Source organism: Romboutsia sp. CE17 (genome assembly GCF_012317385.1).
Lineage (GTDB): Bacteria > Bacillota > Clostridia > Peptostreptococcales > Peptostreptococcaceae > Romboutsia_E.
In genome coordinates this window covers 1,438,682-1,462,820 of sequence record NZ_CP051144.1, presented here as the reverse complement: position 1 = coordinate 1,462,820, position 24,139 = coordinate 1,438,682, and the positions used below count along the sequence as shown (strand labels likewise).

Below are 24,139 nucleotides of genomic sequence, written 5' to 3'. Positions count from 1 at the left end.
TTAACTTATAGTTTTTAAATCCTTATAATTTTATTAATTATGATAACTATCCATTTACTATTTCTCCACCATTTATATGTATAGTTTGTCCAGTTATAAAAGATGACTCGTCACTTGCTAAAAATACATAAGCACCAGCACATTCTACTGGCTGACCTGCTCTTTTCATAGGGTTGTTACTACCAAATTTTGCAACCTCTTGCTCATCAAAACTTGAAGGTATTAATGGTGTCCATATAGGTCCTGGTGCTACTGCATTAACTCTTATTCCTTTTGCTGCTAATTGCATAGATAAAGATCTAGTGAATGTTGTTAATGCACCTTTAGTCATAGAATAGTCTATTAGTGTTTCATGTCCATGATATGCAACAACAGATGTTGTATTTATTATACTATCACCGCATTTTAAATGAGGTAATGCAGCTTTTGTTAGATAAAACGCACCATAAACATTAGTCTTAAAAGTTTTATCAAATTGCTCATCATCTATGTCATATAAGTTCTTTTGTGTATATTGTACTGCTGAATTATTTACTAATATATTTATCTTATTGTATTCTTTTAAAGTGGATTCTACTGCTTCTTTACAAAACTTACTTTCTTTTATGTCACCTTTAATTAAAAGGCATTTTCTACCTTCATCTTCAATCTTTTTCTTTGTGACCATAGCATCTTCATCTTCATTATAATAGATTATACTTACATCACATCCTGATTTTGCAAAAGCAATAGAAACTGCTCTTCCTATTCCACTATCTCCCCCACTAATAATAGCGACTTTATCTTTTAATCTGTCACTTTGTTTATTATATAATGGACAGTCATATATAGGATTTGGCATCATTTCATACTCAAGTCCTGGTTGATAATTTTGATGTTGCTTTGGAAATGAATTTGGAAAAACCATAATCTTATTCTCCTTTTAAAAATTTAGTATATGATTATGATTTCCTTGTGAATATAAATTATTCTTACTTGATATTGGATAGGAGTTTTCACTTGAGTGAGTGTGAATATAAAATGTTACTCTAGCACAACGCTTTTTATCAACTTTTTGATATTTTATATATTTATAACTTATATATAATCGTCAAAGTAAAACAGAACTGATATATTTAGAAAAAAATGGTACAATGTCTATATTGGTAAAATAAGATGTGGGGTGTCGGTATGAAAAAGATTATAATGCTATTATCTCCTTTTGTAGCTACTATTCTATTAATAGTAGGATGTAGTAGTAAAGATATTCAAGATTTCAATATAGAGGAAATAGCCTTAAATGAGGCTAAAAAAATCACAACTGAGCAAGGATATACTTTGAAATCAGAAACTTTAACTGAATCAGATATCATGATAGGAGATTCTGGAGTATTTAAGTTAATAAAAGATGCAAGTGTAGAAGGCGGTTACTCAAAAGATGATTTTAATTCTATTACAGAAGATAGAAAAGTTGTAGGGTATGAATTAGTAGAGAAATCAAAAGAAGATGGAAATATTATGCTTTGTATGGTAATAGATAAAGGTAAAGTTATTGGAGCTTATTTAGATTATGCTGGATATGTATCAGGAATTACATCAATAGATTTTAAAGATAATTTTAAATAATTGAACTAATATAAAAATACTAGCCATAAGTTGATTATAATGACTAGTATTTTTATTAAATTAGGAGTTATCTACTATTTTTTTTAGATAAATTCCATAATCAGTTTTAAGTAAAGGCATTGCTAAATTAGATAAATGGTTCTTTGTAATATATCCTTTTTTATATGCAATTTCTTCTAAAGAAGCTATATAGGTACTTTCTTTAGATTGAATATTTTGAACTAATATACTAGCATCAAGCAAAGTACTTGAGTTTTTTATGTCTAACCAGACTACATCATTACTCAAAATTTTTAGATTAAGTTTATTTCTTTTTAAATATTCTAAATTTACATCTGTTATTTCTAGCTTACCTCTTTTTGATAGTGTTAGATTTCTAGCTATACTACATGCCTTTTTATTGTAAATAAAAATTCCAGGAATTACATAGTTACTTTTAGGATTTAAAGGTTTTTCTTCAATAGATAATACTTTATAGTTTTTATCAAACTCAACAACAGAAAAATCTTTAGGGTTAAATACCTTATATCCAAATATTGTTGCTTCAGATTTACTACTAGAAATAGTATGTATAAGTTTTATAAGTTCGTCGCCATAAAAAAAGTTATCTCCTAATATTAAGCACACATTATCATCGCCTATAAAATCCTCACTAATAATTAAAGCTTCAGCTATTCCATTTGGATAATCTTGAACCTTATAAGATAAATTAATTCCTATTTGATTCCCATTTCCAAACATTTCTTTAAAAACAATAATATCTCTTTTAGTTGATATTATTAAGATATCTCTTATATCTGCCAACATTAAAACAGATAGAGGGTAATATATCATTGGTTTATCATAAATTGGCAAGGCTTGCTTAGAAATAGCACTTGTTAGAGGATAGAGCCTAGTACCGAATCCACCAGCTAGTAATATACCCTTCATAAAATACTCTCCCTACATTAAAATATATATTTACTATCTCTTTGGTTTAGTTGGCTTTTTTTTCTTATTTTTTTTCTAACTTTTTTTACCTTAGGCCTTAACTTACTTTTAGAGCTGCATCTGTCAAATACATCTTCAATTTGTTCTTCTTCATTATTCTCATTTTGAAATTGAGATTTACAAAAATACGTAATTCAGAAGCTAGTGAAATTTCTTCGCCTAGAACTATTAAGAAAGTGCCTAAGATTCCTAAAGCTTCATCATCTTCTATTTCTTCAGAAATAATAGCTGAGTAAATAGAGGCTAAAAATAAATATTGATTAGTAATATTATTACAATATTTATCTAAATTACATGGATAATTTGAATTACTATTACTTCTGCCCATATTGCCTCCAGTTATAAATATACTTATTTAATAATATGAAATTAAAATAAATATATTACTTTGTAATAATATTATTGTATTTGAAATAAAAATATTATATAATATCTACTAAACTTATAAGACAGTTCGTAAACCTCCTGTCTATAAATAAAACTACGGTAAAATGCATTTTGATGAATGTTATGATTTTGTGCAAATGCCGTGGATTTTCCACGGTTTTTTTATGTGCTAAAATTCACATAAACATAAATTTATATTAAAAATTGAATAAAAGAATCTTATATAAGTAACTCTAAATATATAAGAAATATTAGGAGGAAAAAATGACTAAGAAAACAAAAGCTTTGACAACAACTGCAATAGTAGCAGCTTTATATGCAACAATAACATTAGCATTATCATTTATAGCTTATGGACCAATACAATTTAGACTATCTGAAGTGATGACTTTATTACCACTTATAAATAAAAGATATATAGTAGGATTAACATTAGGATGTTTTTTAGCAAATATACTAGGTCCTTATGGAGTTCCAGACATAATATTTGGTACAATAGCAACATTTATAAGTGTATACTTAGTATATTTAACAGGAAAATATATGAAAGATAAAAAGGGAATGGTTTTAGTAGCATCATTATGGCCAGTTGTAGTAAATGCTATAATAGTAGCAGCGCAATTAAAAATATTCTTTAATATACCTTTATTTATAACTATGTTACAGGTAGGATTTGGTCAATTTGTAGTAGTAACTATAATAGGTGTACCTTTATTTAAAGCTATAAATAATAAATATGGAAAATATTTAAAGAATATGTTTTAATTAAAGTAATAAACAAAACCATAAGGAGAAGTACAATGGAAAACATCAATAAAAATGCAAAAATAATAGGGATAGGAAATGAAGGAATCAAAAACCTAGACTCTATATATAATGTAGTTAAAAATAATGTTGATATTGAAAAAATAAATATTAATCAAGACGTAGATAAAGAATATGTTAGACAATTATTAGATGGTATAGATATACTACTATTAACTTACTCTACTTTAGATAAAAGAGCAGTAGATATAGTAAAAGCAATATCATTTATGGCAGGTGAGAGAAGAGTATTAAGTATAGGTTTTAACTCTTCACAAAAAGAACATAAAGAAGAATTAGGTTTAAATCGAGAATTTATAATAAATGATGATAATTGTAGTGAAATTATGAATTTAATGAATATGATGATAGAATCAGTATCATATGACTGTATGGTAAGTTTAGACCTAACAGATTTAAAAGAATTATTTGCAACAGAACAAGGATTAAAATATTCTTATAAGTCATTTGATAAGAGTTTTACATCGGATAAAATATCTGAAGAACTTTTAAATAATTTAAAAGAAATTAAATCTGACTTTACTGAAAAGAAGGGAATTATGTTTGTAGAAATGGTTAAAGGAGAAGAATCACTTGATCTTTTAAATGAAGTATTGACTAAGGTACAAGAAAATTCTACTTCTACATATGAAATAATATTCTCTCTTTACTTAAAAGAAGATACTAATAATGAAATAAAAATAGGATTAATATGTAACTAAATTAAAAAGTTTATCTTAAAATAAAGATTTTATGCGGAAATCTATTTTGAGATAAGCTTTTTTTTGTTATTATATAAGTAATAGAGGTGAAAAATGTTTTTAGAAAATATTATAGATATAAGTAAAAAAGAAATTATAACAGTAGTAGGAGCAGGGGGAAAAACATCTTTTATAAATTATTTTTCAGAATATTACAGAAATAAATGTAGAGTACTTATGACGACAACAACTAAGATATATAAGCCAAAAGAAAATCAATATGATAATATTTATATGACGAAAGATATAAAAAAAATAAACTTATATAAAAATAATGGCCTGACTGTAGTAGGTAAATATATAAATAGCGAAAATAAGATTATTGGTTTAGAGACTAATGAATTAGAAACAATAGAAAATTATTTTGATCTGATTTTAATAGAAGGTGATGGTTCTAAAAAAAAGAAATTAAAGGGTTGGAAAAATTATGAGCCTGTTGTTTACCATAAAACTACAAAAACAGTAGGAATATTAGATATAACATCTTATGGTATGGATGTAAATAGTGAAAATATACATAATTTAAAAGAGTTTTTAGACTTAACTAATATTAATGAAGAAAAAGTAGGCTTAAATCACTTTAAACATATTATTCTTAGTAAGAATGGATTATTTAAAAATTCATTTGGAGAAAAAATCTTATTTTTAAACAAGGTTGAAAGTGAAGAATTTGAAAAAATAGCTTTAGACCTTATAAATCTTATAAATAAAGAAAATCACAATATAGTTATATTTTATGGAAGTATAAAAAATAACTATTACAAGGTGGGATAGTGTATGGTAAATGCAATTATAATGGCATCAGGTTTTTCTAAGCGAATGGGAGAGAATAAGTTATTATTAGATTATAAAGGGATTTCTATTATTGAACATGTATTTAAGGAAGTTAGTAAGTCAAATTTTAAAGAAGTTACTTTGGTAAGTCAATATGGAGAAGTTTTAAAATTAGGCAAAGAGTACAATTTTAAATGTATAAAAAATAATAATGCAGATATAGGTCAAAGTGAGTCTATAAAGCTTGGTATAAAAAATAGTTCAAACTGTGATGGATATATGTTCTTTGTAGGAGATCAACCTAAAATAAGAAGTGAAATGATAAATATGCTTATAAAAAGATTTGAGGAAAATAAAGATAAAATTGTTATTCCAAGGTCTAATAATAGAACAGGAAATCCAGTAATATTTCCATATAATAAAAAAGAAGAGTTACTTTTATTAAAAAATGATGAAAAGGGAAAAAAGATAATAAATAACAGCTCTGAAATAATATATCTAGAAGTAGATGATGAACTGTTATTTGATATAGATACAAAAAAAGACTATGAAAGATTAAGGGGAGAGCAGAAATGAAAAAAATAAAAACTGTAGACGCTGTGGGACAAGTATTATGCCATGATATAACTCAAATTTTACCAGGAGAATTTAAAGGTAGAAAATTTAAGAAAGGTCATGTAGTTAAAGAAGAAGATATACCAGTTTTACTATCATTAGGAAAAGATAATCTATATGTATGGGAAAAACAAGAGGGTATGATGCATGAAAATGATGGAGCTTTATATTTAAAAGATATAGCAGCTGGAGAAAATTTAGAGTTTAGTGAAATAAAAGAGGGGAAAATCGACTTTATATCAAGTATAGATGGATTACTTAAAATAGATGTAAATGCACTATTTGAGCTTAACTCTATAGATGATATAATGATGGCGACACTTCATAACAATTTTGAAGTGAAAAAAGGAACAAAAGTTGCTGGAACAAGGGTAATACCATTACTGATAGAAGAAGAAAAATTAGAAAAAGCAAAAGAAGTGCTAAGTGGAAGAAAAATAGTAAATGTGCTTCCATTTAAACCTAAAAAAGTAGGTATAGTAACAACTGGAAATGAAGTATATCATAAGAGAATAGTAGACAAGTTTGGCCCAGTTATAAAAGGGAAGTTAGAAAAATATAATTGTGAAGTAATGGGACAGGTAATATGCCCAGATGACAAAGAAATGATAAAAGAAGCTATTATGAATTTTATAAATGAAGGTGCAGAACTTATTTGTTGTACTGGTGGTATGAGTGTAGATCCAGATGATGTAACACCTACAGCTATAAAAGAGTGTGGAGGAGAATTAGTAACTTATGGTTCTCCAATACTTCCTGGAGCAATGTTCTTATTAGCATATTATGGTGAAGTACCAATAATGGGTATACCAGGATGTGCTATGTATAATAAAACTACTGTGTTTGATGTAATATTACCAAGACTTTTAATTGATGAAAAGTTAACAAAAGCTGATATAGCAGCATATGGTCACGGTGGACTTTGTATGCAATGTGATGTTTGTACTTACCCAGCTTGTAATTTTGCAAAAATATAAATATTAAATAATAGTTTTTAAAGGTGCTAATTAATTTTAGCATCTTTTTTAATTAAAAAGATATTATATCAACTTTGAATATGTTTTGAAGTGAAATTATCATTATAAAAATAATATAATGATAACTTGACATTAAATTAAGTAAGGAATATAATGTTAGCGTCCTAACATAAATGAGGTGTTTAAAATAGAAAAAGAAAAATTAATTGGACTTGAAATAAAAACTGTTCATAATCTTATAAAAAGAGATTTTGACAAATTACCTATTCATGAAAAAATGAAGAATTTAACATGTGTTCAAAAATGGGTCATAGTTTATTTAAGTGACCATGAAGGGCAGGATGTATTTCAAAGGGATTTAGAAGAAGAATTTTCTATTAGACGTTCAACAGCTACTGGTATTTTACAACTTATGGAGAAGAATGATCTAATTATTAGACAGCCGGTATCTTATGATGCAAGGTTGAAAAAAATAGTTTTAACTAAAAAAGCATCTGAAATTCAGAATGAGATTCATAGAGAAATTGAAAAACATGATAAGAAACTTAGAGAAGGAATTACAGAAGAAGAGTTAGAAGTGTTTTTTAAGGTCATGAAAAAAATAAAGAAAAAATTAGGTGAATAATAAGCTACCGGCAATGGTAGCTTTAAAAAAATACATGTTGTTAGGATAATTCAAAATTAAATATATACTTATAAGGAGGAGTCATTATGCTAAAAACTTTAGCTACTCAAGTTAAAGAGTATAAAAAAGCATCAATATTAGCACCGACATTTATTATAGGTGAAGTAATAATGGAGTTATTAATTCCAATGTTAATGTCATCTATAATTGATAAAGGTGTTTCAGCAGGAGATATGAATCATGTATTTATAGTAGGGGGTATAATGGTTGTTATGGCTGCAATTTCATTACTATTTGGAGTACTAAGTGGTAAATATGCAGCTTTAGCGAGTACAGGATTTGCGAAAAATTTAAGAAAATCAATGTATGAAAATATACAAAGTTTTTCATTTTCAAATATAGACAAATACTCGACAGCAGGATTAGTAACACGTATGACAACAGATGTTACAAATGTTCAGAATTCATACCAAATGATTCTACGTCTGTGCTTCAGAGCACCGATGATGCTAATAATGGCATTAATAATGTCATTTACCATAAGCCCAAAACTTAGTTTAATATTCCTTATAGCAATAGCATTTTTAGGAATATGTTTGGCACTAATCATATCAAATGCCCATCCGATATTTATGAAAGTATTCAAAAAATACGATAATTTAAATGCAAGTGTGCAAGAAAATGTAAATGCTATTCGTGTTGTAAAAGCTTATGTAAGAGAAGATTATGAAGTTAAAAAGTTTGAAACAGCAGCAGACAATGTTTATAAATTATTTGTAAAAGCGGAAAGTATTTTAGCATTCAATATGCCAGCTATGATGCTAGCAGTGTATGGATGTATCTTAGGTTTATCATGGTTTGGTGCAAATATGATAGTGGGTGGAAGCTTAACTACAGGAGAACTAGTAAGTTTATTTAGTTATATCATGAGTATAATGATGAGTTTAATGATGATGTCTATGATATTTGTTATGATTACAATGTCAAAAGCATCAGCAGAGCGTATTGCTGAAGTTTTAGAAGAAAGCAGTGATTTAACTAATTCAGATAATCCAGATTTTAAAGTAGAAAATGGAGATATAGACTTCAACAATGTTAATTTTGCTTACAAAAAAGGAAGTAAAAAATATGTGCTTCAAAATATAGATTTACACATAAAATCAGGTGAAACTATTGGAATAATAGGTGGAACTGGTTCTTCAAAATCAAGTTTAGTGAACTTAATATCTCGTTTATATGATGTTAGTGAAGGATCGGTCTTTGTAGGTGGAAAAGATGTAAGAAGCTATGATATAGAAACTTTAAGAAATGAAGTTTCAGTAGTTTTACAAAAGAATGTATTATTCAGTGGAACTATAAAAGAAAATCTTCGCTGGGGAGATAAAAATGCCACAGATGAAGAAATAATAAGAGCTTGTGAGCTTGCTTGTGCTGATGAGTTTATAAATACATTACCAAATGGATATGACACTTATATTGAGCAAGGTGGTACAAATGTATCTGGTGGTCAAAAACAACGTTTATGTATTGCAAGAGCTCTACTTAAAAAGCCGAAGATATTAATATTAGATGACTCTACAAGTGCAGTAGATACAGCAACAGATGCTAAGATAAGAACTGCTTTTGCAGAGGAAATACCAAATACAACAAAAATTATAATTGCACAACGTATATCAAGTGTTCAAGATGCAGATAAGATCATAGTTTTAGATGATGGTAAAATAAGTGGAATAGGTACACATGAAGAATTACTTGAAAATAATGAAATTTACGCTGACGTTTATAGTTCTCAAATGAAGGGAGATGATGAAGAATATGAAATCGCAAAATAAGAAGCCTATGCCTGAAAAAATGCAAAGACCTAAAGGACAAAATCCTGTAAAAACTATAAAAAGGCTTATGGGAATAATATTAAAAAATTACGCACCTCACTGTATAATAGTTTTACTTTGTATATTTGGTTCAGCCTTTGTAAATGTTAAGGGAACTTTATTTATGCAAACTTTAATTGATGATTATATTCTTCCTTTAATGGGTCAATCAAATCCAGATTTTAGACCTTTGGGAATTGCTATAATGAAATTAGCTTCATTTTTCGTATCAGGTGCATTAATGATGTATGCTTACAATAGAATTATGGTTAATGTATCTCAAGGTACTATGAAAAAAATACGTATAGATCTTTTCACTCATATGGAAAGTCTACCTATAAAATATTTTGATACTCATGCCCATGGTGATATAATGAGTGTTTATACAAATGATATAGATACACTTCGTCAAATGATAGGTCAAAGTATGCCTCAGCTTGTAAACTCAGCTGTGACTATAGTGAGTGTGTTCATAAGTATGGTAATTTTAAATATACCACTTACAATACTTACGATTATAATGGTATCTATTATGATATTTACAACTGGAAAAGTTGCAGGAAAAGCTGGTTCTTACTTCATTAAACAACAAAAATCTATAGGTGAACTTAATGGATTTATAGAAGAGATGATGGAAGGTCAAAAAGTTATTAAAGTATTCTGCCATGAAGAAGAAAGTATAAAAGATTTCAATAAACTTAATGAACAATTATTTGATAGTGCTAATAATGCTAATGCTTTTGCAAATGTACTTATGCCTATAAACGTAAATTTAGGTAACTTAAGTTATGTTGCTTGTGCAATACTTGGTTCGATTTTAGCTATATCAGGAGTTGGCTCATTCACTTTAGGTACTCTTGCATCATTCTTACAGCTTAACAAAAGTTTCTCTCAGCCAATAAGTCAGGTAAGTCAACAACTTAACAGTGTTGTCATGGCTTTAGCAGGTGCAGAGAGGGTATTTAGCTTATTAGATGAAGAGCCAGAGGTAGATGAGGGATATGTTACTTTAATAAATGCTAGAGAAGATGAACAAGGTAATATAGAAGAGTGTGAAGAACATACAGGAATTTGGGCATGGAAACATCCTCACAGTGATGGAACGGTTACACTTACTAAATTACAAGGTGATGTTGTATTTAATGATGTAGACTTTGGATACAATGAAGAAAAAACAATACTTCACAATATAAAACTATATGCAGAACCAGGTCAAAAAGTAGCTTTCGTTGGATCTACAGGTGCTGGAAAAACTACAATAACAAATTTAATTAACCGTTTCTATGATATACAAGATGGTAAGATTAGATATGATGGTATAAATATAAATAAAATTAAAAAAGCAGATCTTAGACGTAGTTTAGGAATTGTATTACAAGATACGCATTTATTTACAGGTACTGTAGCAGATAATATAAGATACGGAAAATTAGATGCAACAGATGAAGAAGTAATTGCAGCAGCAAAACTAGCTAATGCTGATGGCTTCATCACAAGATTACCTCAAGGATACGATACAGTACTTACAGGAGATGGATCAAATTTAAGTCAAGGACAAAGACAGTTACTATCTATAGCTCGTGCAGCTATAGCAGATCCACCAGTTCTTATACTTGATGAAGCAACAAGTAGTATAGATACTCGTACAGAACATCTAGTTCAAGATGGTATGGATAGATTAATGCATGGACGTACTACTTTTGTAATAGCTCATAGATTATCTACTGTTAGAAACTCAGATGCTATAATGGTACTTGAACTTGGTAGAATAATCGAAAGAGGAAATCATCAATCACTGATAGCTAAAGCTGGTAAGTATTATCAACTTTATACTGGTGCTTTTGAATTAGCATAAAAATCTCACCCATTGGGTGAGATTTTTTTATTTCCTTTTTATATTGTACTCATCCTTAATAATTTTTAATAATTTATATATTTTCTGTTAATTTTTTATTTATACAATATATTTTATAAGAAATGAAAAATGGCAGGGGGAGTAAAATGGATAAGTTTACAGAAAAAATATTAAAACATAAGCTAGTCGTTATTGTAGCATTTTCTCTAGCACTAATATTTAGTATATTCGCAAGGTCAATGGTAAAAGTCAACTATAATATGGTTGATTACCTTCCAGAAGATTCTAAATCAACTGTATCTCTTAATGTAATGGAAGAGCAATTTAATAAAAAGACTCCAAACGTAAGAGTAATGTTGGAAGATATAAGCATTTCAAAAACCTTAGAATATAAAAATAAAATATCACAAGTGGAAGGTGTAGAAGAAGTAACTTGGATGGATGACTATGTAAATATAGATCAGCCACTAGAAATGATTGATGAGAGTATTAAAGACTCTTACTATAAAAACGAAAAGGCATTGATTGATGTAGTTGTTAATGATAAAGATGGTTTGATAGATACAATTCAAGATATAAAGGATGTCATAAAAGATAAGGGTGTTGTATCTGGAGAAGCAGCAACACTTGCATTTGCCCAGTCATCAACAAGCGAGGAAGTTTCAAAAATCATGGCATTTATAATTCCAGTAATAATAATAATTTTAATGATAAGTACAAGTTCTTGGTTTGAGCCAGTGTTATTCTTATGTACAGTTGGAGTATCTATACTAATAAATATGGGTACAAATATATTCTTAGGAGAAATTTCATTTATAACGGAGGCAACAGCATCTATTTTACAGTTAGCTGTATCTATAGACTACGCAGTATTTTTACTCCATAGATTTGCAGACTTTAGATTAGAAGGCATGGAAGTAAAAGAAGCTATGGTAAATGCTATGAAAAAGTCTTTTTCATCTATACTAGCAAGTGGTTTAACTACAGTACTTGGATTTTTAGCACTGACTCTTATGAGATTTAAAATAGGTCCAGATCTTGGTATTGTTCTTGCGAAGGGGATAGTATTAAGTCTTTTATCAGTTATGACTTTACTTCCAGCATTGACAGTTTATACTTATAAAATTATAGATAAAACTCACCATAGATCTTTTATGCCATCTTTTAAAAAGTTTGGTAAATTTTCTATGAAAATAGGTCCAATGGTTGTAGTAATAATAATGCTTATTATATTACCATGCTATATTGCTCAAGGTAAAAATAGCTTTACCTATGGGGCTTCATCAATGTCCAGTGGTGAGGATACTGAGATAGGTAGGGATACAGCTAAAATAAACAATGAATTTGGGAAGTCAAATCAATTAGTATTTTTATTGCCAAGAGAAAAGTCATCATTAGAAAAAGAATTTGGAGAAAAACTTTTAAGTATTGATAATGTTTCAGATGTTATGTCTTACTCAATGAGTGTAGGTAATGAAATACCAAAGGACTTTGTACCAGAGAATCAAATATCTGCTTTAGTTAGTGATGAATATAGTAGGATGATAATAACTCTTAATACAGAAGATGAAGGTGAAGAGGCATTTAAAGCAATCGAGGATATAAGAGCTTTAGGCAAAGAGTACTTTGGTAATGATTGTTACTTAGCAGGTTCAAGTGCAAGCTCTTATGATATAAAAGAAACTGTAACTAGTGATAATAAGGTTACAACTTTAGCTGCAATCATAGCTATAGGTGTAGTAATAATGTTAACCTTCAAGTCTATATCAATACCAATATTATTATTACTTGCAATTGAATCTGCAGTATGGATAAACTTTTCCGTATCATATTTTTCAAACTCAGATATAGCATATATAGGATTTATGGTAATTAGTTCAGTGCAGCTAGGTGCAACTGTAGATTATGCAATACTATTTGCTAATGGATACTTAGAAAATAGAAAGAATTACAATAAGTACAATTCAGCAATTAACGCTATAAAGAGCTCTACAGGAACTGTAATTACTTCAGCCGCTATATTATCAATAGCAGGTTTTGCACTTGGAAATATATCTACTAACACAGTAATAGTCCAACTTGGAATGTTATTAGGAAGAGGAACAGTAATTTCTGCAATATCAGTATTGTTTTTCTTACCTACAATATTAGTATTATGTGATAAGTTGATTGAAAAAACAACTCTAAAAGCTAAGTTTTATAAGGAGGGGATTAGTAATGAATTTGCATATGAAAAATAAAAATATAAAAAAAGCTACAACATTTGTTCTTACTACATCAATTTTAATAGGTAGTGCTACTCCAATATTTGCTGATAGTAATACAAAAGAAGAAGTTGTGTATGTAAAGTTAAATGAAAATGGAGGAGTAAATAATATCTACGTAGTAAATAGTTTTAACTCAAATGAAAGTATAGTAGATTATGGTAAATATTCAAATGTAATAAATCTTTCAACTGATGATAAATTAGATTATGCCAATGGACTTTTAGATATAAAAACTCCAAATATAGATGGTAAGTTTTATTATCAAGGAGAAATGTCATCAACAGACTTACCATGGAATATAAATATAAATTATTATCTTGATGGAAAAAGAATAACATCAGAGGAGTTAGCAGGTAAGTCTGGTAAATTAGAAATGAAGATAGATATTACTCAAAATAAAAATATAAATGAAGAATTTTATAATAATTATGTTTTACAAATAGCATTAAGCTTAGATAGTTATAAATGTAAAAATATAGTTGCAGAAGGGGCAACTATAGCTAGTGTAGGGTCAAATAAATCTATAAATTATATGAAGCTACCTGGTTTAGATGCTAGCTATACATTAACTGCAGATATAACAGACTTTGAAATGGATGAAATATCTATAAATGGTATGAATATGGCTATTGATGCTGATATTGACATTAATGAAATGACTAATGATTTAGATCAATTAGTAGACGCGGTAGAAGCTATAAACGATGGAACAGGAAGTCTAAAGGGTGGCTTAGATGAATATAAGGCTGGAGTAGATGAGCTATCTAAAGGTTCGTATCAATTAAAAGATGGAGTAAGTCAATATAAAGTTGGAGTAAGCTCATTAGATAGTGGTGTAGAAACTTTATCTATGGGAATAAGTAAATATAAATCAGGTATAAGCGAAGTATATAAAAGTAGCAATAGCTTACTTTCGGGACTAGGTGAAGTTAATAGTGGTATAAATTCATTTGAAAGTGGATTAAATCAATTAAAAGATGGATCTAACTCATATAATCAAGGTCTAGCAGATATTTCTAAAGGATCTTCTGCATATAAAGAATCTCTAAATCAATATTCTAATTTGGTGAAAAGCTTAACTTATAATATAAAATCATCTTTAACAGAAGAACAATTAGAAATTCTACAACCAGAGTTAGAGAAATTAGAAAAAAGCACAGAAGGATTGTTAGCAGGATATAACTTGTTAGATTCAGGCATAAGTGATGCTGTTAATGGTTATAGTGGAATAAATACTGGTGTTAATGATTTATATAATAATATTTCACCATTAAGTAAAGGTATAGATGAACTATATAATGGTATGGGAGAGTTTAATAAAGGTGTAGATCAGCTTGTAAAAGGAATAGATGGTATAGATAGTGGAGCAAAAGAATTAAAGAGTGGAAGTAGCCAACTTGTAAGTGGAATAACTAATATAGATACAGGTGTAGTTAAATTAAGTGATGGAAGTAATAAACTTGTAAATGGAATAAATGTATTAAGTGATGGAGCATCAGAACTTAATAAAGGTACTAGTGAGCTTAATAAAGAGACTACTTCAATGCCAGATGAGATTAATAAACAAATTGATGATATAAAGTCTAAGTTTTCAGGAGAAGATTTTACACCTATTTCTTTTGCAAGTGAAGAAAATAAAAACGTTGAGTCAGTTCAATTTGCTATGAGAACAGATGGAATATATAAGGTAGAGTCAGAAGAAACTGAAAAAGAAATAGAGATAGAAGATAACCAAAGTATATGGCAGTTATTCTTAAATCTATTTAAAAAAGATAAATAGCTGTAGAAATATATATTTGTAAATAATATAATGATAGATAGGGCATGATATAAAACTTATGGTTTTATATCACGCCCTTATTTTGAAATAAAGGAGAATTAGTATGTCAAAAATTTTAGTTGTAGATGATGATAAAGAAATAGCATCATTAATAGGAGATTCTCTTTATGATGAAGGTTATGAGGTATTATTAGCATATGATGGAGAAAAAGCTCTTAGTATAATAAATAAAACTGATGACTTATCCATGGTTATACTAGATATAATGATGCCAAAAATTGATGGCTTGTCAGTTTGTAAGACTATAAGAGAAAAAATAAATTGTCCGATTTTATTTGTAAGTGCAAAAAGTAGAACTCTAGATACTCTTTTAGGTTTAGAAATCGGAGCAGACGATTATATAAAAAAACCATTTATAGTAGAAGAATTGGTTGCAAGAGTAAAAGCACATATAAGAAGAGAGCAAAGAAAGCAGATTATAAAAAACAATATAATCAATATTGGAGATATTGAAGTACATAAAGATAGTTATGAAGTTTATGTTAATAAAAAATTGATAGAGCTTTCAACTAGAGAATTTCAATTATTCTTATACCTTTGTGAAAATGTAGGTAAGGTTTTATCCAGAGAACAAATATTTGATGCAGTATGGGGGATGGAATATGGAGATATTGGAACTGTAGCCGTAAATATAAAGAGTTTAAGGGATAAGATTGATAAAGAGAATAAATATATAAAGACTATATGGGGAGTAGGTTATAAGTTTATAAAACCTATTAATGAATTATATGAAAATTAGAAATAAGTTAATCTTAACTATTATATTTGCATTCACATTAAATAGCGTATTACTTTTTGGATATTATGAATTATTCTTATCAAAAAGTCTTGAAAGTAGAATTGATAGTATGCAGTTAGAACTAGACTATATAGCCAAAGATATGTGTAATAATATTGAAAAACAATCTAATTTAAATTATGCGAATGAATTTATAGATAATAGCGATGAAATTAATAATGATAATAAGTATTACATTCAAATTAAAAATTTAGAAGATGAAACTTTAATAGAGAGAGGAAAAAAAATTAGAGGTGCTCTAACTATGACTTCATTAGATATAATTAATATAGATGATGAAGCTTATATACTTACTATTATACAAAGTCTTCCCATAAATGATGTAAAACAAATTCCCGTTTATGGACCAATTGTAAAAGCTGAAATTATTATTATGGGGATTATATTAATATTTTCAATGGCTATTATTTATATTAAAATAATATATCCAATACAGAGTCTACAAAATGATATTGAAAATTACAAATATGGAATAAAGCCAGCTAAGTGTAAAATGCATGATGAAATTGGTTGGCTTAAAAATAAATTTGTAGAACTTACAGAAAAGTTAGATGAAGAAAAAGAAAATCAAAATAGAATAATTGCATCAATATCGCATGATATTAAGACCCCTCTCACTTCAATAATGGGATACTCAGAAAGATTACAGAATAAATTATTACCAGAGGAAAGACAAAAGAAGTACATTGAAATAATGTATTCGAAATCACAGGATATAAAAGAACTTATTGATGAATTTGATGATTACTTAAGTTATAACTTAGAAAGTAGTCTTAAAAAAGAAAAAATGAAGGTTAAAAAATTAGTAAATTTAATTAGAGAAGAATATGAGGATGAGTTAAATCAATTGAATATAGATTTTACTATAAAATCTAAGTGTGATAATTGCATTGTAGATATAGATTTGTCAAAAATAAGAAGAGTTTTTGGCAATGCAATTGGAAATAGCATAAAAAATATGACTTCAAATAAAAAAGAGATTAAAATATACTTTGATAAAATTGATGATAATATTCAGGTTTCTATAAGTGATAATGGTATAGGAGTAGATGAATCTGAATTAGATAAAATATTTGAAGCTCTTTACACATCTGATAAAAGTAGAGTGGTAGCTGGTCTAGGTTTATCTATTTGTAAAAGTGCAATAGAAGGCCATGGTGGAGAAATTTGGGCCGAGAATAATTGTAATGGTGGTTTAACAGTAAAATTTACGTTAAAAAATATCACAAAATAATAAAAAATAGAAAGTTATATATTAGCTTTCTATTTTTTTTATTTTGCAACTAAGTATAGAATTAATACTAAAAAATATTTATAAAAATTTACTTAAAAATCAAAATTACAGAAAATGTTTTCTACAAAGGTTAGAATGTAATTAAAAGAAAAAATAAAATTATAACAATAGAAAATTGAAAAAATATAGGATTTTCAATGTTGACTATGTCAATTAACAGGACTATAATAGTCTCTAATACCGAGAGAAATAGTAGTTTATAGAAAAAGGAGATGACGATATGGAAAGTACAGTGGAAGCTATAGCTACTAACAATTTAATTTTTGCATTTGTGGTTATAGCTATTACAGGTATAGTTTTAGGTAGGTTAAGTGAGATATTAAAAATACCGGATGTAATATTTTATTTAATTGCTGGAATCATAATAGGTCCATCCGTATTTAATATAATAAGTATACAATCTTTTCCTATAGAAAATAATCTTATTTTAACATTTGGTTCAGCTTTTATATTATATGAAGGTGGTAAAGAAATAAATTTAAAAGTGCTAAATAAAGTAAAGATAAGCGTAGGAATGTTATCAACAGTAGGAGTTATAATATCAGCACTAGTAGTAGGAGTAGCAGCTTTTAAAATATTTGGTATTTCTATGATGACAGCTTTACTTTTAGGTTCTGTTATAGCGTCAACAGACCCAGCTGCACTTATACCAGTTTTTAAGCAAGTAAGAATAAAAGATAAAATAAAGCAGACCGTAGTTAGTGAGTCTGCATTTAATGATGCTGTAGGAGCAATATTAGTATCTACATTGTTAGCAATTTTAACAAGTGGAGAATTCTCAGCAATGAATAGCGTAAAAGAGTTATTAGTATCTACAGTAGTAGGTGTAGTAGTAGGTGGTATAGTAGGGTATATATTAACTGTATTAATTTCAGATAAAAAAATGGGAGTATTCCACTCATATGCACCTATAGTTTCAATATTAAAGGCAGCTTTAGCATATGAATTAGCGACTAAGTTAAATGGAAGTGGATACATGGCTGTATTTATTGCAGGATTAATATCAGGTAATAAAAAAATGTTTGGGCTTTGGATACCAGAAGAAGACTTCAACTCAGAGCATTATTTCTCAGAGAGTGTAAATACATTATGTCGTATGGCCATATTCGTAGTTCTTGGTACACAGGTTGATTTAAATGCACTTGCTAAGTATTGGTTACCAGCATTAGCTATAGTGCTTGTGTTAATGTTTATAGCAAGACCACTTTCAGTATTAGTTTCAACTATGTTTGATAAAAATTCAGAATGGACATTTAAAGACAAATTATTTATGATGTGGGTAAGAGAAACTGGTGTTATACCAGCAGCTTTATCAGGAATAATAGTTTCTATGAAAATTCCAGGATATGAAATTATATCATCAGTAGTTTTTATGACTATACTTATAACATTAATAGTTCAAGCAAGTACTACTAAGTTATTAGCTAAAAAGCTTGGTATATTAGAAGAGGATAATTTAAAAGAAGATATAAAAGATATGCATGCAACTGCATAAATAAACAATAGGCTTAAGAATTTCTTAGGCCTATTATTTATGTTAATTATTAATTACTATTATTATAGCTATTTTTTAAAAACATATCTTGCACATTGTTGACTAAAGTACAGTTTTGGTATATTATTAATGAAGTTGTATATATAAAGATAAATATAGACAAGAAAGGAAATAATGGAATGTTACAAGTTACTAATGTAGGACTTAGATTTGGTGATAAAGAGTTATTCAAAGATGTTAACTTAAAATTCACTAAAGGAAATTGTTACGGAATAATAGGTGCTAATGGTGCAGGAAAATCAACTTTCCTAAAAATATTAGCTGGAGATATAGAACCAAATACAGGAAGTGTTTCAATAACTGAAAAAGAAAGAATGTCAGTTTTAAGACAGGACCACTTCAAATATGAAGAAGATACAGTTTTAAATGTTGTTATAATGGGACATGAAAGACTATATGCTATAATGCAAGAAAAAGATGCATTATACATGAAGCCAGATTTCACAGAAGAAGATGGTATAAAAGCTGCAGAACTTGAAGGAGAGTTTGCTGAACTTGATGGATGGGATGCAGAAACAAATGCAGAAAGATTATTAATGGGTCTAGGAATAGACAAGAGCTTACACTACAAGCAAATGAAGGAATTAACTGGTGGAGAAAAGGTTAAAGTATTACTTGCTCAAGCATTATTTGGTAAACCTGAAATACTAGTAATGGACGAACCGACTAACCACTTAGATTTCCAATCAATAAACTGGTTAAATAACTTCATAATGGACTTAGAAGATTCTATCGTTATAGTTGTATCACACGACAGACACTTCTTAAACCAAATATGTACTAACATAGTTGATGTTGACTTTGGTAAGATACAAATGTATGTTGGTAACTATGACTTCTGGTATGAGTCAAGCCAATTAGCATTGCAACTTGCTAAGGATCAAAATAAGAAAGCTGAAGAAAAAATAGCTCAATTAAAAGAGTTCATCGCAAGATTCAGCTCAAATGCTTCTAAAGCAAAACAAGCAACAGCTAGAAAGAAACAATTAGAGAAAATAGAAGTTGAAGAAATACAACCTTCAAGAAGAAGATATCCATATGTTGGATTCACTCCTGAGAGAGAAATAGGAAATGAAGTATTAGAAGTTGAAGGATTAACTAAAACTATAGATGGTGTTAAAGTTTTAGATAATGTATCTTTCAGATTAGATAGAGAAGATAAAGTTGCTTTCATGGGTGATGAAATAGCTACAACTACACTTTTCAATATAATAATGGGTAAAGATACAGCTGATAGCGGTACATTCAAGTGGGGTGTAACTACTAGCCAAGATTATCTTCCAAAGAACCACAATGAATACTTTGATGGAGTAACTTACTCTTTAGTTGATTGGTTAAGACAATACTCAGAAGAAAAGAGTGAAAGTTTCATAAGAGGATTCTTAGGTAGAATGTTATTCTCTGGAGAAGAAGCTTTAAAAGAAGCTCAAGTTTTATCTGGAGGAGAAAAAGTTAGATGTATGTTATCTAAGTTAATGTTATCAAATGCTAACGTATTAGTTTTAGATGACCCAACTAACCACTTAGACCTAGAAAGTATAACTTCTGTAAATAAAGGTTTAGAGAAGTTCAACGGAGTATTATTATTCACTTCTCATGACCATGAGATGATACAAACTCTTGCTAACAGAATAATAGAGATAACTCCTGGTGGAATAATGGATAGAAAGACTACTTTAGAAGAGTATCTTGAAAATAAAGATATCCAAGCTAAATTAAAAGAAATGTATGCAGTTCAAAATGCATAATAATTTATAAAAAATTATTAAATACATCTTCAAATGTTTGATAACACACATATCGTGAATGTGTAGTTTTTCAAATATTTTGGAGGTGTATTTTTTATGAAATTAAAAGATGCTATAGAAGAATGGTTAGATGAGTTAGATATAGAGAAAGCAAGTAAAGAGACTATAAGAGCTTATACTAATTCACTTAAAGTATTCAGTAAGTATATGTGTGATAGTACAAAATTAGATAACATAAAAGCTATTCATATAAAAGAGTTTGCTAAGTTCAATAAAGAGCGAGGCTTAAAGATTAAAACACAAAATGGACATATATCAATTATTAGTGTCTTATACACTTACTTAGTTGATGAAGTAATTGTATCTAAAAATTTAGGATATTCAGTAAAATTAGTTAATGGAAATGATAAAAAAGAAATTGAAGTATTACCAAAGATAAAATTAAAACATTAGTTAAGAGGGTAGGCATAAAATTACTTGAAGATTTACTCATAATATTTGTAGGAGTATTGATATTTCCATATTTATTGAAAGTTTTTGAATGGTTTATAGGATTCTACGGATACACTCTATAAAAAATTATGAAAAAGTTGAAAACAGAGTTTGACTATTGAAAAATCAGTCATTAGAATTATATTTGTGGGTGGTTAATGAACGTTTTATTACTACCTACACAATCTTTTTTGTTACCGTTAGTGTCAGAATGGGTTCTCGATATTAACACATTTTTATTAATATATTTTTTTGTTTGAGTAGGAGGATTTGGTAGCCCTTCTACATAGCTTATTAATCCTTTCAGGTAACCACTCCGAGGGATGGAAGGATTTTAAGTATATTTAATGTAAAAATATGGTAAAATATTAGATATAAAGTATAGGGGGGATAGTATGACTTATGGTATTGAAGGGGAACTTAAAAAAGCTAAGATAAAAAATGGACTAATTTCACAATGGACATATACGAAAGATAAATTATCTACTGGAGAAATTAGGTCAATGAATTAGAAAAAATATTAGAATTAGATTTCTTCGATAGATTTGATGATATGCTAAAGTCTAATTCTAATAAAGCCACTATAAGATTGCAAAATATAAGTTCGTTAATGAGATTTGCAAATGAGGTAAAATATAAAGATGGACGCCCATATGATATTGATAGATTTATACCTAATAGTGAAAATGCTTCATTAAATAGATTTAATCCACCAGGAGAGGTATTTATATACTTAGGAATATCATTGAAAAGAGATTTGAATAATATAAAAGATGAAGTGGATTACATAACACAAACTTGTATAAGAGAAATTAGAGCCTTCGGCAAAGAGAATGCTTACGTATCGAGTTTGAATTTTAATTACAGTAGGGATAATAGAAATATAAAACTTATAGATTTAACCATTGCAGATAAATATAATGATTTAGATGATATAGTTGATAAAATTGTTAAACTACAAATGATGAATGACAATGAACGAAATAAAATGGGGTATAAATATAAAAATAGAATTAGCGATTTACTTGTTATGATGAATATAAAATTAATTTCTGATGAAATATTTAAACCAGTTATAACCAATGATGAAAAAATACAGGAATATGAATATGCACCATTTCACGCATTTGCAAACTATATAAGGTCAAGAGATTATGGTGGAATAGTATATAGTAGTACTATGAATAAAGGTGGAAAAAATTTAGTACTATTCAATGTAGAAGATGTAGAGCCTAATATTAAGGATGGAATTACTAAATATATAATCAAAGAAAATATAATAGAAAAATTTTAATGGATTCTAAGATAGGATATTATTCCTATCTTTTTTATGTAAAAATATTGTTTCGGCACTTTTGACGAATTGAAATAAAACTTTCCACACGATTGGGGAATTAAATAATTCCAAAATAAATGTTACATTTCTATAAACTTTCCATATAATATATCACTTCATTTTTATTACATATCTAAAGTTATCAATTCTTATAAAACAAATTATTTATTGTGAAGATAGTAATTTATAACTATATGTATTATTAAATTATTGTGGGAGGTTTGAATATTAGTATTAGGTATGTATTCAGTTAGAATTGAACAAATGAAAAATATGAAGAATTGCTTAAAAGTAGTACACTTTATACTTTTTCATATCGTGATTTAAAACATAATAAGGGTTAAGTAAAAGGTAACTTTAAATATTATTCAAATCAAAAAACAACAAAAGGGGTTTATATATTCAAATATAAGGATGATATATTATATGTTGTTCAAAGTAGCGAAAATAAAATAGGTATTAAACAAAGATTATCTCAAAACACAAGACCAAAACAAAAAACACAATCCTAAGGAATATTAGTTTTAAAATAAGAAATGGTGCTAATGACATGAAATCTAAGGAAAGAGCCTATAAAATTTTGTATAGATTGAATGTTAAAATAGAATGTTATATTGTTCCATAAAATACATCAATTGAAGAAGTTAAATTGCTAGAGCATTATTTAATATCAACATTACGACCTAAATATACTTATTAGGGGTATATATCAAAAAATATTTATTATAGAGCATACTTATATTTTGGGCATGATTATTTGTTTATATAAAATTCAAATTATATAAAGATTAATAAACATATACAGGCACTCTCAGTAAATAATAATCATATTTTACATATATACGTTGAAATATTTTTTTGGAGGAGATTATGTGAAAAAAGGTTTAATAGGAAATTTTGACATATATGTAGATAGTGATGGAAATGAGAAAAGAGTGCCTAATTGGGTTAGCACAACGAAAGTGATGAAGGATTTAAAAGAGAATGGATTAATAGATAAAAAGATTAATGTTAATGGATTTTATAAAAAATTAGAAAATTTAAATGTATTGAAATCTAATTATAGTAGTAAAGTATTTTTGATAAAGTATAGTTCATGGAGTGTAACAGAAGAGTATGAGTTTCTTATAAATAAGATGTATATAAAGCCTTATAGTAATGGATTTCAATGGTCGGTAGATGGGATACAATGGATAAAAAAATTTTTAAGGGATACAAGAAAAACTTTTAGTGTATAGGTAGTCCATTCCAGCTGGGCTATCTATTTTTCATACTCAAATATTGGTTCCATATGAAATCAAAAAATTTTGAAATCCTCAGATTTATAAACTTTTTACAAAGTTTGTGTACAGGTGTTACATCGAGAAAACATAAATATATAATAAGTATATAGAGTAAAGTTCAACCATAGAAACGGAGATGTGAACTAATATGAAAAATATCATAAAAATTATAGACTTAACGGGTCGGAAGGAGTAAATTATGAATTTAAGAATTGGTGATTTTATAACTAAAAAAGTATCAAGAAATTATATTATGATGAG

The 24,139-nt window shown here is 27.9% G+C and carries 21 protein-coding genes; 18 read left to right on the top strand and 3 right to left on the bottom strand.

The window, feature by feature from the left end; all coding sequences use genetic code 11:
* Positions 1-46 precede the first annotated feature (46 nt).
* Entirely contained in the window at positions 47-907 is an 861-nt protein-coding gene (locus HF520_RS07005) for an SDR family oxidoreductase (protein WP_168573340.1), read from the bottom strand.
* Between the two features lie 263 nt (positions 908-1,170).
* Here HF520_RS07005 and HF520_RS07000 point away from each other — a divergent pair, with 263 nt between their 5' ends.
* The gene (locus HF520_RS07000) at positions 1,171-1,605 is read left to right on the top strand and encodes a hypothetical protein (protein ID WP_168573339.1); all 435 of its coding nucleotides are present in this window, start codon (positions 1,171-1,173) and stop codon (positions 1,603-1,605) included.
* Between the two features lie 60 nt (positions 1,606-1,665).
* Here HF520_RS07000 and rfbA read toward each other — a convergent pair whose 3' ends face one another.
* The gene (gene rfbA / locus HF520_RS06995; RefSeq protein ID WP_168573338.1) at positions 1,666-2,535 is read right to left on the bottom strand and encodes a glucose-1-phosphate thymidylyltransferase RfbA; all 870 of its coding nucleotides are present in this window, start codon (positions 2,533-2,535) and stop codon (positions 1,666-1,668) included.
* A 97-nt stretch (positions 2,536-2,632) separates the two neighbouring features.
* Complete coding sequence (locus HF520_RS06990; RefSeq protein ID WP_168573337.1) at positions 2,633-2,923, bottom strand: hypothetical protein; 291 nt, start codon at positions 2,921-2,923, stop codon at positions 2,633-2,635.
* A 323-nt stretch (positions 2,924-3,246) separates the two neighbouring features.
* Between HF520_RS06990 and HF520_RS06985 the strand changes: the two genes are divergently transcribed.
* From HF520_RS06985 to HF520_RS06905, 17 genes are all read left to right on the top strand, one after another.
* Positions 3,247-3,747 (top strand): QueT transporter family protein, encoded by a 501-nt coding sequence (locus HF520_RS06985; protein ID WP_168573336.1) that lies wholly within the window; start codon positions 3,247-3,249, stop codon positions 3,745-3,747.
* 35 nt (positions 3,748-3,782) lie between these two features.
* Positions 3,783-4,508 (top strand): cell division protein, encoded by a 726-nt coding sequence (locus tag HF520_RS06980; protein WP_168573335.1) that lies wholly within the window; start codon positions 3,783-3,785, stop codon positions 4,506-4,508.
* Positions 4,509-4,601: 93 nt separating this feature from the next.
* Complete coding sequence (gene yqeC, locus HF520_RS06975; RefSeq protein WP_168573334.1) at positions 4,602-5,321, top strand: selenium cofactor biosynthesis protein YqeC; 720 nt, start codon at positions 4,602-4,604, stop codon at positions 5,319-5,321.
* Positions 5,322-5,324: 3 nt separating this feature from the next.
* Entirely contained in the window at positions 5,325-5,897 is a 573-nt protein-coding gene (mocA, locus tag HF520_RS06970) for a molybdenum cofactor cytidylyltransferase (protein WP_168573333.1), read from the top strand.
* On the top strand, positions 5,894-6,913 hold the full coding sequence (locus HF520_RS06965) for a molybdopterin-binding protein (RefSeq protein ID WP_168573332.1): 1,020 nt from the start codon (positions 5,894-5,896) through the stop codon (positions 6,911-6,913). Before mocA ends, HF520_RS06965 begins: the two co-directional genes overlap by 4 nt.
* A 277-nt stretch (positions 6,914-7,190) precedes the next feature.
* The gene (locus HF520_RS06960) at positions 7,191-7,538 is read left to right on the top strand and encodes a MarR family winged helix-turn-helix transcriptional regulator (protein WP_168573331.1); all 348 of its coding nucleotides are present in this window, start codon (positions 7,191-7,193) and stop codon (positions 7,536-7,538) included.
* Positions 7,539-7,624: 86 nt separating this feature from the next.
* Entirely contained in the window at positions 7,625-9,370 is a 1,746-nt protein-coding gene (locus HF520_RS06955; protein WP_168573330.1) for an ABC transporter ATP-binding protein, read from the top strand.
* Positions 9,354-11,264: an ABC transporter ATP-binding protein gene (locus tag HF520_RS06950; protein ID WP_243155216.1), complete on the top strand. Its 1,911-nt coding sequence runs from the start codon at positions 9,354-9,356 to the stop codon at positions 11,262-11,264. The genes HF520_RS06955 and HF520_RS06950 overlap by 17 nt, the downstream gene beginning before the upstream one ends.
* A 146-nt stretch (positions 11,265-11,410) precedes the next feature.
* On the top strand, positions 11,411-13,504 hold the full coding sequence (locus tag HF520_RS06945; RefSeq protein ID WP_168573328.1) for an efflux RND transporter permease subunit: 2,094 nt from the start codon (positions 11,411-11,413) through the stop codon (positions 13,502-13,504).
* Positions 13,482-15,311, top strand: coding sequence for a hypothetical protein (locus tag HF520_RS06940; protein WP_168573327.1), 1,830 nt, complete (start codon positions 13,482-13,484; stop codon positions 15,309-15,311). The genes HF520_RS06945 and HF520_RS06940 overlap by 23 nt, the downstream gene beginning before the upstream one ends.
* A gap of 103 nt (positions 15,312-15,414) precedes the next feature.
* Positions 15,415-16,110 carry a response regulator transcription factor gene (locus HF520_RS06935; protein WP_168573326.1) on the top strand — a complete coding sequence of 232 codons (696 nt, stop codon included), beginning with the start codon at positions 15,415-15,417 and terminating at the stop codon, positions 16,108-16,110.
* Entirely contained in the window at positions 16,100-17,404 is a 1,305-nt protein-coding gene (locus tag HF520_RS06930) for a sensor histidine kinase (RefSeq protein ID WP_168573325.1), read from the top strand. Before HF520_RS06935 ends, HF520_RS06930 begins: the two co-directional genes overlap by 11 nt.
* Before the next feature lie 280 nt (positions 17,405-17,684).
* On the top strand, positions 17,685-18,959 hold the full coding sequence (locus tag HF520_RS06925; RefSeq protein ID WP_168573324.1) for a cation:proton antiporter: 1,275 nt from the start codon (positions 17,685-17,687) through the stop codon (positions 18,957-18,959).
* A 179-nt stretch (positions 18,960-19,138) separates the two neighbouring features.
* On the top strand, positions 19,139-20,767 hold the full coding sequence (locus tag HF520_RS06920; protein ID WP_168573323.1) for an ABC-F family ATP-binding cassette domain-containing protein: 1,629 nt from the start codon (positions 19,139-19,141) through the stop codon (positions 20,765-20,767).
* A 96-nt stretch (positions 20,768-20,863) separates the two neighbouring features.
* On the top strand, positions 20,864-21,220 hold the full coding sequence (locus HF520_RS06915; RefSeq protein ID WP_168573322.1) for a site-specific integrase: 357 nt from the start codon (positions 20,864-20,866) through the stop codon (positions 21,218-21,220).
* Between the two features lie 592 nt (positions 21,221-21,812).
* Positions 21,813-22,553 carry an RES family NAD+ phosphorylase gene (locus HF520_RS06910; RefSeq protein WP_168573321.1) on the top strand — a complete coding sequence of 247 codons (741 nt, stop codon included), beginning with the start codon at positions 21,813-21,815 and terminating at the stop codon, positions 22,551-22,553.
* Between the two features lie 914 nt (positions 22,554-23,467).
* Positions 23,468-23,833, top strand: a complete 366-nt coding sequence (locus tag HF520_RS06905) for a hypothetical protein (RefSeq protein WP_168573320.1) — start codon at positions 23,468-23,470, stop codon at positions 23,831-23,833.
* The last annotated feature ends 306 nt before the right edge of the window (positions 23,834-24,139 follow it).

Coding starts and splice junctions, on each gene's coding strand:
- HF520_RS07000 (WP_168573339.1), top strand. CDS start 1,171: ATGAAAAAGATTATAATGCTATTATCTCCTTTTGTAGCTACTATTCTA.
- HF520_RS06965 (WP_168573332.1), top strand. CDS start 5,894: ATGAAAAAAATAAAAACTGTAGACGCTGTGGGACAAGTATTATGCCAT.
- HF520_RS06935 (WP_168573326.1), top strand. CDS start 15,415: ATGTCAAAAATTTTAGTTGTAGATGATGATAAAGAAATAGCATCATTA.
- HF520_RS06990 (WP_168573337.1), bottom strand. CDS start 2,923: ATGGGCAGAAGTAATAGTAATTCAAATTATCCATGTAATTTAGATAAA.
- yqeC (WP_168573334.1), top strand. CDS start 4,602: ATGTTTTTAGAAAATATTATAGATATAAGTAAAAAAGAAATTATAACA.
- HF520_RS06980 (WP_168573335.1), top strand. CDS start 3,783: ATGGAAAACATCAATAAAAATGCAAAAATAATAGGGATAGGAAATGAA.
- HF520_RS06960 (WP_168573331.1), top strand. CDS start 7,191: ATGAAGAATTTAACATGTGTTCAAAAATGGGTCATAGTTTATTTAAGT.
- HF520_RS06920 (WP_168573323.1), top strand. CDS start 19,139: ATGTTACAAGTTACTAATGTAGGACTTAGATTTGGTGATAAAGAGTTA.
- rfbA (WP_168573338.1), bottom strand. CDS start 2,535: ATGAAGGGTATATTACTAGCTGGTGGATTCGGTACTAGGCTCTATCCT.
- HF520_RS06910 (WP_168573321.1), top strand. CDS start 21,813: ATGCTAAAGTCTAATTCTAATAAAGCCACTATAAGATTGCAAAATATA.
- HF520_RS07005 (WP_168573340.1), bottom strand. CDS start 907: ATGGTTTTTCCAAATTCATTTCCAAAGCAACATCAAAATTATCAACCA.
- HF520_RS06915 (WP_168573322.1), top strand. CDS start 20,864: ATGAAATTAAAAGATGCTATAGAAGAATGGTTAGATGAGTTAGATATA.
- mocA (WP_168573333.1), top strand. CDS start 5,325: ATGGTAAATGCAATTATAATGGCATCAGGTTTTTCTAAGCGAATGGGA.
- HF520_RS06985 (WP_168573336.1), top strand. CDS start 3,247: ATGACTAAGAAAACAAAAGCTTTGACAACAACTGCAATAGTAGCAGCT.
- HF520_RS06945 (WP_168573328.1), top strand. CDS start 11,411: ATGGATAAGTTTACAGAAAAAATATTAAAACATAAGCTAGTCGTTATT.
- HF520_RS06950 (WP_243155216.1), top strand. CDS start 9,354: ATGAAATCGCAAAATAAGAAGCCTATGCCTGAAAAAATGCAAAGACCT.
- HF520_RS06930 (WP_168573325.1), top strand. CDS start 16,100: ATGAAAATTAGAAATAAGTTAATCTTAACTATTATATTTGCATTCACA.
- HF520_RS06955 (WP_168573330.1), top strand. CDS start 7,625: ATGCTAAAAACTTTAGCTACTCAAGTTAAAGAGTATAAAAAAGCATCA.
- HF520_RS06940 (WP_168573327.1), top strand. CDS start 13,482: ATGAATTTGCATATGAAAAATAAAAATATAAAAAAAGCTACAACATTT.
- HF520_RS06925 (WP_168573324.1), top strand. CDS start 17,685: ATGGAAAGTACAGTGGAAGCTATAGCTACTAACAATTTAATTTTTGCA.